At 67.2% G+C, this 14,568-nt stretch carries 14 protein-coding genes; 8 read left to right on the top strand and 6 right to left on the bottom strand.

Going from position 1 to position 14,568, the window contains the following annotated elements; all coding sequences use genetic code 11:
- The first annotated feature begins 6 nt into the window (after nt 1–6).
- Genes WS45_RS07105 through WS45_RS07080 form a run of 6 tightly spaced genes read left to right on the top strand, consistent with a single transcriptional unit; the run spans nt 7 to nt 6,997 of the window.
- Entirely contained in the window at nt 7–948 is a 942-nt protein-coding gene (locus WS45_RS07105; RefSeq protein WP_059692153.1) for a substrate-binding domain-containing protein, read from the top strand.
- The gene (locus tag WS45_RS07100) at nt 945–2,531 is read left to right on the top strand and encodes a sugar ABC transporter ATP-binding protein (RefSeq protein ID WP_373559424.1); all 1,587 of its coding nucleotides are present in this window, start codon (nt 945–947) and stop codon (nt 2,529–2,531) included. The genes WS45_RS07105 and WS45_RS07100 overlap by 4 nt, the downstream gene beginning before the upstream one ends.
- Nucleotides 2,518–3,525: an ABC transporter permease gene (locus WS45_RS07095; RefSeq protein ID WP_059699266.1), complete on the top strand. Its 1,008-nt coding sequence runs from the start codon at nt 2,518–2,520 to the stop codon at nt 3,523–3,525. The genes WS45_RS07100 and WS45_RS07095 overlap by 14 nt, the downstream gene beginning before the upstream one ends.
- 46 nt (nt 3,526–3,571) lie before the next feature.
- Nucleotides 3,572–4,660, top strand: coding sequence for an alcohol dehydrogenase catalytic domain-containing protein (locus tag WS45_RS07090; RefSeq protein ID WP_059699062.1), 1,089 nt, complete (start codon nt 3,572–3,574; stop codon nt 4,658–4,660).
- A 34-nt stretch (nt 4,661–4,694) separates the two neighbouring features.
- A complete protein-coding gene (locus tag WS45_RS07085; RefSeq protein ID WP_059699060.1) occupies nt 4,695–6,242 on the top strand; it encodes an FGGY-family carbohydrate kinase in 1,548 nt (515 codons plus the stop codon).
- Nucleotides 6,239–6,997, top strand: a complete 759-nt coding sequence (locus tag WS45_RS07080; RefSeq protein ID WP_059699058.1) for an SDR family oxidoreductase — start codon at nt 6,239–6,241, stop codon at nt 6,995–6,997. The genes WS45_RS07085 and WS45_RS07080 overlap by 4 nt, the downstream gene beginning before the upstream one ends.
- Nucleotides 6,998–7,027: 30 nt before the next feature.
- On the opposite strand, the gene WS45_RS35595 is transcribed toward WS45_RS07080, so the two are convergent.
- From WS45_RS35595 to WS45_RS07060, 5 genes are all read right to left on the bottom strand, one after another.
- Nucleotides 7,028–7,171, bottom strand: coding sequence for a hypothetical protein (locus WS45_RS35595; protein ID WP_006752960.1), 144 nt, complete (start codon nt 7,169–7,171; stop codon nt 7,028–7,030).
- 199 nt (nt 7,172–7,370) lie between these two features.
- Entirely contained in the window at nt 7,371–7,955 is a 585-nt protein-coding gene (locus tag WS45_RS07075; RefSeq protein WP_059526676.1) for a nucleotidyltransferase family protein, read from the bottom strand.
- A gap of 367 nt (nt 7,956–8,322) precedes the next feature.
- Nucleotides 8,323–9,006, bottom strand: coding sequence for a Fe2+-dependent dioxygenase (locus WS45_RS07070; protein ID WP_059699056.1), 684 nt, complete (start codon nt 9,004–9,006; stop codon nt 8,323–8,325).
- Nucleotides 9,003–9,758: a tetratricopeptide repeat protein gene (locus WS45_RS07065; protein WP_059699054.1), complete on the bottom strand. Its 756-nt coding sequence runs from the start codon at nt 9,756–9,758 to the stop codon at nt 9,003–9,005. The genes WS45_RS07070 and WS45_RS07065 overlap by 4 nt, the downstream gene beginning before the upstream one ends.
- Nucleotides 9,759–9,761: 3 nt before the next feature.
- Complete coding sequence (locus tag WS45_RS07060) at nt 9,762–12,017, bottom strand: TonB-dependent receptor (RefSeq protein ID WP_059699052.1); 2,256 nt, start codon at nt 12,015–12,017, stop codon at nt 9,762–9,764.
- A 322-nt stretch (nt 12,018–12,339) separates the two neighbouring features.
- Between WS45_RS07060 and WS45_RS07055 the strand changes: the two genes are divergently transcribed.
- The gene (locus WS45_RS07055; RefSeq protein WP_059527196.1) at nt 12,340–12,579 is read left to right on the top strand and encodes a FitA-like ribbon-helix-helix domain-containing protein; all 240 of its coding nucleotides are present in this window, start codon (nt 12,340–12,342) and stop codon (nt 12,577–12,579) included.
- The gene (locus tag WS45_RS07050; protein WP_059526665.1) at nt 12,576–12,995 is read left to right on the top strand and encodes a type II toxin-antitoxin system VapC family toxin; all 420 of its coding nucleotides are present in this window, start codon (nt 12,576–12,578) and stop codon (nt 12,993–12,995) included. Before WS45_RS07055 ends, WS45_RS07050 begins: the two co-directional genes overlap by 4 nt.
- Nucleotides 12,996–13,083: 88 nt before the next feature.
- Here the strand turns inward: WS45_RS07050 and WS45_RS07045 are convergent, their stop codons facing one another.
- Nucleotides 13,084–14,379 carry an aspartate carbamoyltransferase gene (locus tag WS45_RS07045; protein WP_059526663.1) on the bottom strand — a complete coding sequence of 432 codons (1,296 nt, stop codon included), beginning with the start codon at nt 14,377–14,379 and terminating at the stop codon, nt 13,084–13,086.
- Between the last annotated feature and the right edge of the window lie 189 nt (nt 14,380–14,568).

Raw genomic sequence — 14,568 nt, 5'->3', positions numbered from 1 at the left:
ACCGTCATGACGCACGCATCGCCCGCTTCATCCCGCCGCCGCGCCGCACGCATCGCGGCCGTTGCCGCGGCAGCTGTCGCAGCCTGGTTCCCGATGGTCACGCATGCGGCGCCGCTGCGGATCGGCATGACCTTCCAGGAGTTGAACAACCCGTATTTCGTGACGATGCAGAAGGCGTTGAACGACGCAGCCGCGTCGATCGGCGCGCAGGTCGTCGTGACCGACGCGCATCACGACGTCAGCAAGCAGGTGAGCGACGTCGAGGACATGCTGCAGAAGAAGATCGACATCCTGCTCGTGAATCCGACCGATTCGACCGGCATCCAGTCGGCGATCACGCAGGCGAAGAAGGCCGGCGCGGTGGTCGTGGCCGTCGACGCGAACGCGAACGGCCCGGTCGATTCGTTCGTCGGCTCGAAGAATTACGACGCGGGCGTGATGTCGTGCGAATACCTCGCGAAGGCGATCGGCGGCAGCGGCGAGGTGGCGATCCTCGACGGCATTCCGGTCGTGCCGATTCTCGAACGCGTGCGCGGCTGCAAGGCCGGCCTCGCGAAATTCCCGAACGTGAAGCTGGTCGACACGCAGAACGGCAAGCAGGAGCGCGCGACCGCGTTGTCGGTGACGGAGAACATGATCTCCGCGCATCCGAACCTGAAGGGCATCTTCAGCGTGAACGACGGCGGGTCGATGGGCGCGCTCGCCGCGATCGAGGGATCGGGCAAGGACATCCGGCTGACCAGCGTCGACGGCGCGCCCGAGGCGATCGCGGCGATCCAGAAACCGAACTCGAAGTTCATCGAGACGACCGCGCAGTTCCCGGCCGACCAGGTGCGCATCGCGCTCGGCATCGCGATCGCGCGCAAGTGGGGCGCGACGGTGCCGAAGGCGATTCCGGTCGACGTGAAGGTCGTCGATCGCGGCAACGCGAAGGGATTCAGCTGGTGAGCGACGCGCAACGCGACGTGAAGGGCGGCGGCGCGGCCGACGCCCTTCGCACGGAGAAGCCGATGGACACGATACTGACGCTCAGTCACATCACGAAAAGCTTTCCGGGCGTGAAGGCGCTGTCGGACATTCACCTCGAGATCGCGCGCGGCGAGATTCATGCGCTGCTCGGCGAGAACGGGGCCGGCAAGTCGACGCTGATGAAGATCCTCTGCGGGATCCACCAGCCGGATACCGGCACGATCGAGATCGACGGCAGCGCGCGGCATTTCGCGAGTTATCACGACGCGGTCGCGGCTGGTGTCGGCATCGTGTTCCAGGAATTCAGCCTGATTCCGCACCTCGATGCCGTCGACAACCTGTTCCTTGGCCGCGAGCTGCGCACCCGCTGGGGTGTGCGCGATCGCACGCGGATGCGGCGCGTCGCGGCCGGCATCTTCGCGCGGCTCGGCGTGACGATCGATCTCGACGCGCCGCTACGCACGCTGTCGGTCGCGCAGCAGCAGTTCGTCGAGATCGGCAAGGCACTGTCGCTTGACGCGCGCATCCTGATCCTCGACGAACCGACCGCCACGCTCACGCCGGCCGAGGCCGAGCATCTGTTCTCGATCATGCGCGAGCTGAAGCGGCAGGGTGTCGCGATGATCTTCATCTCGCATCACCTCGACGAGATTTTCGCGGTGTGCGATCGCATCACGGTGCTGCGCGACGGTCAGTATGTCGCGACCACCGACGTCGCGCGCACGGACGTCGAGCAACTGGTGCGGATGATGGTCGGCCGCCGGCTCGAAAGCAGCTTCCCGCCGAAGCCGGCGCGCGCCACGGATGCGCCCGCCGTGCTCGAAGTCGACGCGCTGCAGATCGAGCGCGACGGCCCGGTCAACCGCTTCGCGCTGCATGCGGGCGAGATTCTGGGCTTCGCGGGGCTCGTCGGTTCGGGGCGAACGGAGACCGCGCTCGCGGTGATCGGCGCGACGCGCGCGCACCGCAAGGACGTGCGCGTGCGCGGCGTGGCGGCGAAGCTCGCCGATCCGGCCGACGCGCTGCGCGCGGGCATCGGCCTTCTGCCGGAGAGCCGCAAGACGGAAGGGCTCGTCACGTCGTTCTCGATTCGCGACAACATCTCGCTGAACAACCTCGGCAAGTACCGGTCGATGCGCTGGCTGATCGATCGCCGCGGCGAAGCGCGCACGACGCACGACGTGATGCGGCGCGTCGGCGTGAAGGCGCCGTCGATCCACACCGAGGTCGCGACGCTGTCCGGCGGCAACCAGCAGAAGGTGGTGATCGCGCGCTGGCTGAATCACCACGCGACGGTGCTGATCTTCGACGAGCCGACCCGCGGCATCGACGTCGGCGCGAAAGCGGAAATCTACGGGCTGATGCGCGAACTCACCGCGCGCGGCTACGCCATCATCATGATCTCGTCCGAGCTGCCGGAGATCGTCGGCATGTGCGATCGCGTCGCCGTGTTCCGGCAGGGCCGCATCGAGGCGACGCTCGAAGGCGACGAGATCGATCCCGACACGGTCATGACCCATGCCACGGCCGGCACGCGAGGAGCGTCCCATGAACCTGCCTGATTCTTCTTCCCCGTCTTCCCCGACACTCGCGGCCGCGGCCGGCGAGATGCCGCCGCCGCGCGCGATGTGGACGCAACTGCGACGTTCGACGCTGTTCTATCCGCTCGTCGGGCTGATCGTCGTGTGCATCGCGATGATGGTCGCGAGCCCGAGCTTCCTGTCCGCCGCGAATCTCGAGAACGTGCTGCGCCAGGTGTCGATCAACGCGATCATCGCGGTCGGCATGACCTGCGTGATCCTGACCGGCGGGATCGACCTGTCGGTCGGTTCGGTCATGGCGCTGTCCGGTACGCTCGCGGCCGGGTTGATGGTCGCCGGCGTGAATGCGGTCGCCGCGCTCGCGATCGGTATCGCGGTGGGCTTCGGGTTCGGTTTCCTGAACGGCGTGTTCGTCGCGTTTGCGGGGATGCCGCCGATCATCGTCACGCTCGCGACGATGGGCATCGCACGCGGCCTCGCGCTGATCTATACCGGCGGCTATCCGATCGACGGGCTGCCCGACTGGGTCGCCTTCTTCGGCAACGGCAAGGTGCTCGGCATCCAGGCGCCGGTGCTGATCATGCTGGTCGTCTATGCGATCGCGTGGCTGCTGCTCGATCGCATGCCGTTCGGCCGCTACGTGTATGCGATCGGCGGCAACGAACAGGCGACGCGACTCACCGGCGTGCGCGTGGCGCGCGTGAAGCTGATCGTCTACACGCTGGCCGGGCTCACGTCGGCGCTTGCCGCGATCGTGCTGACCGGGCGCCTGATGAGCGGGCAGCCGAACGCCGGCGTCGGCTTCGAGCTCGATGCGATCGCGGCCGTCGTGATGGGCGGCACGTCGATCTCCGGCGGGCGCGGCGCGATCCTCGGCACGCTCGTAGGTGCGTTGCTGCTCGGCGTGCTCAACAACGGGCTGAACATGATCGGCGTGAACCCGTATGTGCAGAACGTGATCAAGGGCGGAATCATCCTGCTCGCGATCTACATCAGCCGAGAGCGGTCGCGGTAACGATTCATTCATCAGACATCCGAATCATCAACGGAAGAGACAACTCATGACGACACCCGAAGTCCAGCCGCGCATGACCGCGGTGGTTTGCCACGGCCCCGAGGATTACCGCGTCGAGCAGGTCGCGCAGCCGCGCGCGGGCGCGAACGAGCTCGTGATCCGCATCGCCGCGTGCGGGATCTGCGCGAGCGATTGCAAATGCTATACGGGCGCGAAGATGTTCTGGGGCGGCCCGAGCCCGTGGGTGAAGGCGCCCGTGATTCCCGGCCACGAATTCTTCGGCTACGTGGAAGCGCTCGGCGACGGCGCGGCCGAGCATTTCGGCGTCGCACTGGGCGACCGCGTGATCGCCGAGCAGATCGTGCCGTGCGGCAAGTGCCGCTACTGCAAGTCGGGCCAGTACTGGATGTGCGAGGTGCACAACATCTTCGGCTTCCAGCGCGAGGTCGCCGACGGCGGGATGGCCGAGTACATGCGCATTCCGCCGACGGCGATCGTGCACCGGATTCCGCTCGGCGTGTCGCTCGAGGATGCGGCGATCATCGAGCCGCTGTCGTGCGCGATCCATACCGTGAACCGTGGCGACCTTCAGCTCGACGACGTCGTGGTGATCGCGGGCGCGGGCCCGCTCGGCCTGATGATGACGCAGGTCGCGCACCTGAAGACGCCGAAGAAGCTCGTCGTGATCGACCTGATCGACGAGCGCCTCGAACTTGCGCGGCAATACGGCGCGGACGTGACGATCAATCCGACGCGCGACGATGCGCGCGAGATCGTCCGTGCGCTGACCGACGGCTATGGATGCGACGTGTACATCGAGACGACCGGCGCGCCGGTCGGCGTGAACCAGGGGCTGGAACTGATCCGCAAGCTCGGCCGCTTCGTCGAGTTCAGCGTGTTCGGCGAGGACACGACCGCCGACTGGTCGATCATCGGCGATCGCAAGGAGCTCGACGTGCGCGGCGCGCACCTGGGGCCGTATTGCTACCCGATCGCGATCGACCTGCTCGCGCGCGGGCTCGTCACGTCGAAAGGCATCGTCACGCACGGCTTCGCGCTGGAGGACTGGGACGAAGCGATCCGCGTCGCGAAGTCGTCCGAATCGATCAAGGTGCTGCTGAAGCCGGCGCGTTGACCGCCGGCTCGTGCGATCTCTCACCGGAGACATCATGGAATACGTGATAGGCGTCGACATCGGCACGCAGAGCACCAAGGCGCTGCTCGTCGACCGGCATGGCACGATCGTCGCGCGCCGTTCGGCCGGCTACCAGCCCGACACGCCGCGCCCGCTGTGGGCCGAGCAGTGGCCGCAGGTGTGGTTCGATGCGGTGCTCGACTGCATCGCGGGCTGCGTGAGCGACGCGCGCGCGCACGGCGTGCCGGCCGACGCGATCCGCGCCGTGTGCGTGAGCAGCCTGTATGGCGGCTCCGGCATTCCGGTCGACAGCGACATGCGGCCGCTGCACCCGTGCCTGATCTGGATGGACCGGCGCGCGACCGCGGAGGTCGACTGGGTGAACCAGAACGTGAACGTCGAGCGGCTGCGCGTGATCACGGGCAACGGCGTCGACAGCTACTACGGGTTCACCAAGATGCTGTGGCTGCGCGAGCAGCGCCCGGACGTGTGGGCGAACGTGCGTTATTTCCTGCCGCCGAACGCGTACGTGATCTATCTGCTGACCGGCGAAGTCGCGGTCGACCACAGTTCGGCCGGCAACATCGGCGGCGTGTACGACGTCGCGCGCCGCGAGTGGTCCGACGACGCGCTCGACATGCTCGGCATCCCCGCGACGATGATGCCCGAGCGGCTCGTCGAATCGACCGACGTCGTCGGCGGGCTGCTGTCGCAATGGACGGAACGGCTCGGCCTGCCGGCCGGCATGCCGGTCGTCGCGGGCGGCGTGGATGCGGCCGTCGCGACCTTCGCGGCCGGCGCGACGCGCACCGGCCAGCATGTCGCGATGATCGGCACCAGCATGTGCTGGGGCTACGTGAACCAGCACGTCGATGCGCGGCACGGGCTCGTCAGCATGCCGCACGTGTTCAACGGTCAGCGCGACCTGTACGTATTCGGCGGCGCGATCACGGCCGGTGCATCGGTCGCGTGGTTCCGCGATCAGTTCTGTCATGCGGAGATCGATGCGGCGCGATTGCTGCCGCACGGCGACCCGCACGTGCTGCTCGAGGAAGCGGCCGAAAGCGTGCCGCCCGGCGCGGACGGCGTGCTGTTCCTGCCGTACCTGATGGGCGAACGCAGCCCGGTGTGGGACGCGAAGGCGAGCGGCGCATTCGTCGGGCTGAGCCTCGCGCACACGCGCGCGCACCTGTATCGCGCGGTGCTCGAAGGCGTCGCGTTCGCGCTGCGGCACAACATCGAGGCCGGCCGGCGCGGCGCGGCGGCGCTGGACGACCGGTTGATCGTCGTCGGCGGCGCCGCGCATTCGGCGCTGTGGATGCAGATCGTCGCGGACGTGACGGGTTTTCCGGTATGGACGATCGAGCAGGACGTCGAAGCCGCGATGGGCGCCGCGCTGCTCGCGGGCGTCGGCGCGGGGCTGGTGTCGCACGACGACGCACAAGGCGGCTGGGTCACGCTCGTCGAACGCGCGCGTCCCGACGTCGCGCGCGCGAATGCGTATGCGGCGCGCTTCGCGCTTTACACGGCGTTGTATCCGGCACTCAAACCGATCATGCACGAACTGCGCGCGTCATCATGAAGACACGATTCGACTTCAGCGGTGCGCGAGTGCTCGTCACCGGTGCGTCGAGCGGCATCGGGCGCGCTTGCGCGGTTGCGCTGGCCCATGCCGGCGCGCGGGTCGTCGCGGCGGGGCGCGATGCGGCCGCGCTCGATTCGCTGGCCGGCGAGATCGCATGCGAAACCTTGCGTATCGATATCGGCGGCGACGAACACGCGATCGATGCGGCGCTCGCCGTGCATGACGCGTTCGACGGGCTCGTCAACTGCGCGGGGATCGCGTCGCTCGAACCGGCGCTCGAGGTGAGTGCGGCGCACTTCGATCGCGTGATGGCCGTCAATGCGCGCGGCGCGGCGCTGGTCGCGCGGGCCGTCGCGCGGAAGATGATCGAACGTGCGGGGCGAGGCGCGGCATGCGCACGGGGCAGCATCGTCAACGTATCGAGCCAGGCTGCGCTCGTCGGCCTGCCCGCGCATCTGAGCTATTGCGCGTCGAAGGCGGCGCTCGACGCGATGACGCGCGTGCTCTGCATCGAACTCGGCGCACACGGGATCCGCGTGAACAGTGTGAACCCGACCGTCACGCTCACGCCAATGGCGCAGTTCGCGTGGAGCGAGCCGGAGAAACGCGCGCCGATGCTCGCGGCGATTCCGCTCGGGCGCTTCGCGGAGCCGGACGAGGTGGTCGAGCCGATCCTGTTCCTGCTCAGCGACGCGGCGTCGATGATCAGCGGCGTGTCGCTGGCGATCGACGGCGGGTACACGGCGCGGTAGCGGACGGACGCTCGCGGGCGGATGCGCCGGCTAGACCGGGTCCTTGCTCGGCGGTCCGTCGGGTTGCTGCGGGTTGTCGTGAGGATGCCCCGGTGGTGGCGGCGACAACGGATCGTCTTCCGGATCGCGGTTCGGGTCGGCCGGGGGCTCGGGCATCGGGGTCGTGTGGTCCATGGGGAACTCGCGCAATGCGTGGCGGCGGTGGCGCGGCGGGCGCGCCTCGTCTCCGTTATAGGCAATCGGGCGGGTGTTTGCAGCGGGATTCTCGCGGCGGCATGCGGATTGCCGGCGACATGCGAGCCTCTGCAGGTATCGCGCCGGATCGCGCGAGGCCGGCATCCACGATGTGCGGTGCGGCCGGCGCGCGCCGATGTCAGCGCAGATCCGCGGGCGTGTCGACGTCGCGCAGGATGCCGGGATCGTCGACGCCGAGCAGGTTGACCGGTGCGCTCGCGAACAGCGCGCGGGCGCCCGTGTCGCCGTCGAGCGCGGCCAGTGCATCGTAATGGTGCGCGGCGAAGCCGACCGGATGACCGCGCACGCCGCGATGGACGGGGGCGACGATCGATGCGTCGTCGGCGTCGAGCGCGCGCGTCACCGCTTCGTAGGTGGATGCCGCGATCCAGGGCATGTCGCCGAGCGCGACCAGCCAGCCGGTCGCTTCCGGCGTCGCGCGGACGCCCGCTGCAAGGCTCGCGCCCATGCCGCGCATCGCGTCGGGCGCATAGACGACCTGGCAGCCGGCTTCGTTCAGCAGAATCGCGAGTTTTTCCGCGCCGGGACGCACGACGGCGATCACGTCGGCCGTGGCCGCGGCGAGGCGACGCGCGGCCGCGACCGCAACCGGCGTGCCGTCGGGAAGCAGCGCGAGCAGCTTGCTGTGCAGACCGCTTGGGTCGAAGCGTTGACCGAGACCGCCGGCGAGCAGGACGCCGGTGGCGAGTGACGCATAGGACATCGGCGCGGGGGGAGGAAGGCTGGTGGCCCGATTGTGCGGGAGCGAACGGGGATCGGCAAGTGCGGATGTTACCGATGCGGGGGCGTTGTCGTCGGAAAGAATGTCGGCGGGTGCGTTCGTTGCGGAAGGTTCGCTCGACGAGGCGTCATATCGCGGGCGATTCAACTTGCATCACGGTCCAATGGCGGTCGCCGGACGACCCATGCCGACCATTCCGACGGTAATCGATGAAACCGTCCCCGGTGAATGCGGTGCAAGGCGCGTCGTCCGTCATCGGCGATTTCGTTAGATGAATGCCGGCACGGGAAGGGGGCGATGGCCCGTGCACTTGCGCATGGCGCGTGCATAGCGGGCGTGATTGCCGCGACTACGCATCCGCCCACTTCCTCAACAGGTTGTGATAAATCCCCGTCAGCGAAATGACCATCGGATCCTGCGCGCCTTTTTCCGCCGACAACGCCTGAATCTGCGTATCGAGCTGAAACAGCAGCGTGCGATCGCCGTCGTCGCGCACCATGCTCTGGATCCAGAAGAACGACGCGACCCGCTCCCCGCGCGTCACGGGCGTCACCCGATGCAGGCTCGACGCCGGATACAGCACGAGATCGCCGGCCGGCAGCTTCGCGCGATGCACGCCGTACGTATCTTCCACGCACAGCTCGCCGCCGTCGTACGCGTGCGGTTCCTCGAGAAACAACGTCGCCGACAGGTCGCTGCGCACGCGAAAATCCGTGCCGCGCAGCAGCCGGATCGCGTTGTCGACATGCGTGCCGAACGCCTCGCCGCCTTCGTAGCGATTGAACAGCGGCGGAAACACCTTCAGCGGCAGTGCCGCCGAAAAGAACAGCGGATGTCTGGCCAGCGCATCCTGGATGGCATCGCCGACCGCGCGCGCGACAGGCGAACCTTCCGGCAATTGCCGGTTGCGTTTCGCGAGCGCCGACTGCGTGCCGGACGTCGCGTTGCCGTCGACCCAGTCGGCGGCATCGAGCATCTCGCGGCATTGCGCGACCTGTGCGTGGGTCAGCACGCCTGGGATATGAAGCATCATGATTCGGATTCCATACCGTGAGACGGCAACTGCAGCGCCGCCGCGCGCAACGCGTCGAGCGGCGACGACGCGAGATACGCGCGCATCTTCGCGACGAACGCGGGGGTGGCGGTGGCCGGCACGCGCGCGAGCCAGACGAGGGCTTCGTCGACGCGCCCGCGATCGGCGAGCAGCCGTGCGTAGTTGAACTGGCCGCGAAAATCGCCGGCCTCGGCGGCGCGGCGATAGTGGTCGAACGCGGCGTCGACATCGACGGCCACGACCCAGCCGTCCTCGTAAAAGCCGCCGATCAGGTTGATCGATTTCGCATGGCCGAGCGCGGCGGCGCGGCGAAACCAGTCGAGCGCGGCGGCGCGATCCTGGGCGACGCCGTTGCCGAGCGCGAGCGCCGTCGCAAGGTTGTACATGCCCCAGTCGAGGCCGGCCTGCGCGGCGAGGCGGTACCAGTAAACCGCCACCGGTGCGCAGGCGGCCGTCCCCCAGCCGAACTCGTAGCAGCGGCCGAGCATGTTCATCGCCATCGGGTGACCGGCCCGCGCCGCATGCCGGAACCAGCCGAATGCGGCGGCCGGATCGCGCGCGACACCGTGCCCGTCGAGCAGGTACTGGCCGTAGACGGCCTGCGCGTCGACGATCCCGTTGTCGGCAGCCGCCGCGACCCACGCGGCGGCGCGCTCGGGCGGGCCGGCCAGGATGTCGGCGAACGCGCGCGGCGACACCGACGCGAGCGCCTTCAGCGAGACGGTTTCCATCGATCAGTAGCGCGCGTTCAGCGTGACGAACGCCGAGCGGCCCGGCGCGATCGACGCGTAGTGCGCCGGATACGCCTGATCGAAGTACGTGCGGTTGAACAGGTTGTTCACGTTCAGCTGCAGGTCGAGCTTCTTGTTGATCCGGTATTGCGCCATCGCGTCGAAGCGCCAGTACGACGGCACCGCACGCAGGTTCGCGGGATCGCCAAACACTTCCGACATGTAGAACGCGCCGCCGCCGACGGTGAATTTCGGCGTCACGTCGTAGTTGGACCACATCGTCAGGCTGTGCTTCGGCGTATTGGGGAACCGGTGGCCGTTGTTCGCGGCATCCTTGCCGTTGTCGCGCAGCTCGCTCTTCATGTACGTGTAGCCGCCGAACACCTGCCACTGCTTCGTGATCTGGCCGGCGACACCGAGTTCGAGGCCCTGCACGCGCTTGTTGCCGACCATCGCGTACTGGTTGTTCGGCAGCGTCACGCGTGCATTCGTCGTGTCGATCTGGAACAGCGCGGCGGTCAGCGACAGCTTGTCGTTCAGCACGTTCCACTTCGTGCCGAGTTCGATGCTGCGGTTCTTCTCCGGCGACATCTGATCGGCGTTCGAGCCGACGCCGCCGCGGCCCGGCGTGAGCGACTGCGTTTCGCTGCCTTCGCCGAGCAGCATGCCGGCCGGCGTCGACGACGTCGCATACGACGCATAGATGCTGCCGTTCCGCGCGGGCTTGAACACGAGGCCGGCCTGCCAGTTGAAGAGCGTGTCGTCGCGCGTGGTGGTCTTGCTGCCGTTGGCCTTGGTGTCGGTGAAGCGGGTCGAATAATCGTCGACGCGCACGCCGGCGTTCACCTGCCAGCGCGGCGTGAGCTCGATCGTGTCGAAGCCGTAGATCGACTTGGTCGTGGTGCGCGCATGCGCATAGTCGTTGTTGCGCGTGACGGAACCGGCCCACGGATCGTTCGGGTTCGGCGACCACAGGCTCGTGCAATTGTAGCCGGACGGCGCGCCGATGCCTTTCTGACAGACCGTGCCCTTGTCGGTCGCGACCGTGTACGAATCGCGCTTTCCCCATTCGCGCGACAGCTCGATGCCGGTCGAGAAGCTGTGCTTGAACGGGCCGGTCCGGAATTCGCCGAACAGTTCGGTCAGGTTCGCGAGGCTGTTGACCGAGCTGTTGCGGTTGTTGTTGCGGTTGTTGTTGCGGCGCCAGACACGGCCGTTGACCACGTTGCCCTGGCTGTCGTCGGGCTGCGTCCAGATGTAGTCCTGCGTCGATTCCGTGTAGCGCGTGGTGTTGCGCACCGTCAGATTCGGCGTGATGTCGTGCTCGATCTTGATCGTGCTGATGTCCGACGTGGTCTTGCGGAAGTCGCGGTCGATCAGGCCGTAGAAGTTGTGGCGGTCGACGGGCGCCGGATAGATCGTGTCGACGTTCGCGGGCTTGTTCGACGTCGTGTAGAAGTACGGAATGCCGCCGTCGGGCATGTCGTCGGTCGACAGGTGGTAGTAGCTCGCGGTCACGCGCGTCGGCGTGCCGAGACCGAACGCGATCGACGGCGCGACGCCCCAGCGCTCGTTGTTGACGGCGTCGCGGCCGGCGACGTCGTTGTTGTGGCTCATCAGGTTCAGGCGGAATGCCGCGTGATCGGCGAACTGCCAGTTGCCGTCGGCGGTGAAGCGGCGGTAGCGGTCGGTGCCGAGGCCGGCGCTCGCGGCCGCCGTCGTGCCGAGGTGCGGCGCTTTCGTGATCAGGTTGATGCTGCCGCCCGCGCCGCCGCGGCCGCCGTATGCGCCGTCGGAGCCCTTGGTGATCTCGACGCGCTCGGTGTTGAAGATCTCGCGCGTGGTCGCGCCCGTGTCGCGCATCCCGTCGACGAACATGCTGCCTTGCGTGTCGTAGCCGCGGATGAACGGACGATCGCCGAGCGGGTTGCCGCCTTCGCCGGCGCCGAACGTGATGCCCGGCACGGTGCGCAACGCCTCGGTCAGCGTTGCCGCGCCGCTGCTCTGGATCAGCTCCTGCGGGATCACGGTCACGGACTTCGGCGTGTCGACGAGCGGCGCGGTGAATTTCGTGGAGGCGGAAAAGTCGGCCTTGTAGCTGTGCTCGGCCTTGCCCTGGACCTCGATCGGCGCGAGATGGCCTTCGGTGCCGACCGGTGCGGGCGGCGGCGTGCCGTCGGCGAACGCAGGGCTCGCGGCGAGCACGCTGCACAGGGTGGTGAATTTGCCGAGCTTCAGCTCTTCAGGACGTGACTTCATGATGCGCTTCGACCTCGCAGTGTGGCCCCCGGAACGACGCGCTACGGAAATGTGCACGCCGCCGGGAATTATTACGATTTGTTTTCAGGCGGCATTCTATGTAATTTTCGGTTAAATGAGAAGCGTTCTTGTTCGCATTTGTGGTGAGAGTGTTGACGAATGTTGCAGAGGGCTTGAACGCTTGCGGGGAGGGGCAGGATGGCCGAATGGCCGAGTGTGATGGGCGTGGCGGGCGGATTACAGTGGTTGCATCTTCGTTCGTTCAGAGTGACAGCAGGGTGATAGTATGACTGCATTGAAAGCAATCTCAGTGAGGCGCATCATGCCCGTGATCACGGTTCGAAATTTGCCCGACGAGGTGCATCGCGCACTTCGGGTCCGCGCAGCGCAACATGGCCGCAGTACCGAAGCCGAGGTGCGCGACATTCTGGAGCAGGCCGTCCGGCCAGACGGGCGGCCCAAGCTGGGAACGCTGCTGGCTGAAATCGGGCGGGAGGCCGGCGGTATCGATTTCGAGGTTCGGCGTGACGGATCGCCCACCGACCCGATGAGCTTCGAATGATCCTGGTCGATACCAACGTCATTTCCGAGCCGTTGCGACGCGAGCCGAGCTTGGCCGTGATCGAATGGCTCGACGCGCAGAACGTCGAGACGCTGTTTCTTGCCGCAATCAGTCTCGCGGAAATGCGATTCGGCGTGGCGGCATTGCCGGAAGGGCGGAGGCGAGACTGGCTGCACCAAAGCATCGAGCAGCGCATCGTGCCGCTGTTTCGCGGCCGGGTCCTGCCGTTCGACGATGCAGCCAGCAAAGCGTATGCGGGCCTTCGTGCGAAGGCTCGTGCGACGGGCAACGCGCTGGCATCGGCAGATGGCTTTATCGCCGCGACAGCCGCAGCGAACGGCTTGATCGTGGCCACGCGCGACGTTGCGCCGTTCGAAGCGGCGGGCCTGCGCGTGATCGATCCGTGGGTCGGCTGACGCGGGGCCGGCCGCTCCCGCGTCGTCCGCATCGAAAATGAAAAACGCGCCGTGCAAGACGGCGCGTCGTGTGTATGACGTCTGCGGGTCAATCGATCCCGTGAAACACCGCATCCTCCGGCCCGAGGTACGCCGGCGGGCGCCACGTGGCGTCGCGCATCGAATGTTGAACCAGATTCTCGACGCCGAGCAGCACCGCGAAGATCGCCATCCGCACCGGAATGCCGTTGTCGGTCTGCCGGAAGATCGCGAGGCGCGGATCGCGGTTCAAGTCGACCGACAGGTCGTTCGCGCCGGGCCGGCTGTCGCGCGGCAGCGGGTGCATGATCAGCGTGTCGGGTTTGCAGACGGAGTCGACGAGCGCCTGGTTGATCTGGAAATCCGGCGTGTAGCCTTCGAACGACTCGTCGGTGAAGCGCTCCTTCTGGATCCGCGTCGCATAGACGACGTCCGCGCCGCGCAGCCCAGCCGCGAGGTCGTTCGTCTGCTCGATCACGTGGCCGTTCGTCGCGATCTGGTCGATGATGTACGCGGGCATTTCGAGCGTCGGCGGCGACACGAGCGTGAACTTGAGCCCGCGGTACAGCGCGAGCAGCTTGACGAGCGAGTGCACGGTGCGGCCGTATTTCAGGTCGCCGACGAGCGCGATATGCGCGCCGTCGACGATCTTGCCGAGGCGCGAGAACTCGCGCTGGATCGTATAGAGATCGAGGAGCGCCTGGCTCGGGTGCTCGCCCGGGCCGTCGCCGCCGTTGATCACCGGCAGGTTGGTCGCACGCGCGAACTCCGCAACCGAGCCTTTCTCCGGGTGGCGGATCACGAGCGCGTCGACGTAGCCGGCCATCACGCGGCTCGTGTCGTAGATCGATTCGCCCTTGGCCATCGACGAGAACGTGAAGCCGGTCGTGTCGCACACCGAGCCGCCGAGCCGGCAGAAAGCCGCGCCGAACGATACGCGAGTGCGCGTGCTGGCCTCGAAGAACAGGTTGCCGAGCACGGCGCCTTCGAGCACGCGCGAGATCTTGTGGCGGCGCGCGATCGGCTGCATCACGTCGGCGACGCGGAACAGCGCCTCGACCGAATCCCGTGAAAACTGGTCCACGGAAATCAGTTGCGGCTTGCCTTCGAACAGGAATTGCTTCGCGAGCCCCTGTTTTTCTACGCTTTGCGTATAGTCGCCGCCATCCGGTGCCGGGCGTTCGACGATTTCCGATACGAAGCGCTCGACGATCTCGGGCATGCCGCGCGATTCCTGCGAGTCGTCGGGCAACAGCCACGTGTCCAGCGCACGACGGCTTACGCCGATGCGGTTCGCGAACGCTTCGCGGGTCATGTTGAGGCGGCGCATCGCGTCGCGCAGGAAGGCTTGTTGGGGAACGGTCATCGGCGGCACCTGATGAGAAATATACGCGGTGCGTATATTAGTTCGAGGCCCGCCGAAGTCAAGGAAAATCTGCGCGACGGCCCGTGTGGCTTGGGTTACGCCCGGCCCGGCGAACACTGGCGCGCGGCGGCCGTCTCCGTATAATCAGGTCAGGCCCCGTGTCCTGCGCGCCGCAGGGCATCGACGCCG

The sequence above is a fragment of the Burkholderia sp. RF2-non_BP3 genome (assembly GCF_001522185.1).
In the GTDB taxonomy this organism is placed as follows: domain Bacteria; phylum Pseudomonadota; class Gammaproteobacteria; order Burkholderiales; family Burkholderiaceae; genus Burkholderia; species Burkholderia diffusa.
Note: the sequence above shows the minus strand (reverse complement) of the source record. Positions and strands in the feature narration are given on the sequence as shown.

Bases quoted from the DNA above. Each gene is read 5' to 3' on its own strand.
- WS45_RS07105 (WP_059692153.1), top strand. From the start codon at position 7: ATGACGCACGCATCGCCCGCTTCATCCCGCCGCCGCGCCGCACGCATC.
- WS45_RS07095 (WP_059699266.1), top strand. From the start codon at position 2,518: ATGAACCTGCCTGATTCTTCTTCCCCGTCTTCCCCGACACTCGCGGCC.
- WS45_RS07090 (WP_059699062.1), top strand. From the start codon at position 3,572: ATGACGACACCCGAAGTCCAGCCGCGCATGACCGCGGTGGTTTGCCAC.
- WS45_RS07085 (WP_059699060.1), top strand. From the start codon at position 4,695: ATGGAATACGTGATAGGCGTCGACATCGGCACGCAGAGCACCAAGGCG.
- WS45_RS07080 (WP_059699058.1), top strand. From the start codon at position 6,239: ATGAAGACACGATTCGACTTCAGCGGTGCGCGAGTGCTCGTCACCGGT.
- WS45_RS35595 (WP_006752960.1), bottom strand. From the start codon at position 7,171: ATGGACCACACGACCCCGATGCCCGAGCCCCCGGCCGACCCGAACCGC.
- WS45_RS07075 (WP_059526676.1), bottom strand. From the start codon at position 7,955: ATGTCCTATGCGTCACTCGCCACCGGCGTCCTGCTCGCCGGCGGTCTC.
- WS45_RS07070 (WP_059699056.1), bottom strand. From the start codon at position 9,006: ATGATGCTTCATATCCCAGGCGTGCTGACCCACGCACAGGTCGCGCAA.
- WS45_RS07065 (WP_059699054.1), bottom strand. From the start codon at position 9,758: ATGGAAACCGTCTCGCTGAAGGCGCTCGCGTCGGTGTCGCCGCGCGCG.
- WS45_RS07060 (WP_059699052.1), bottom strand. From the start codon at position 12,017: ATGAAGTCACGTCCTGAAGAGCTGAAGCTCGGCAAATTCACCACCCTG.
- WS45_RS07055 (WP_059527196.1), top strand. From the start codon at position 12,340: ATGCCCGTGATCACGGTTCGAAATTTGCCCGACGAGGTGCATCGCGCA.
- WS45_RS07050 (WP_059526665.1), top strand. From the start codon at position 12,576: ATGATCCTGGTCGATACCAACGTCATTTCCGAGCCGTTGCGACGCGAG.
- WS45_RS07045 (WP_059526663.1), bottom strand. From the start codon at position 14,379: ATGACCGTTCCCCAACAAGCCTTCCTGCGCGACGCGATGCGCCGCCTC.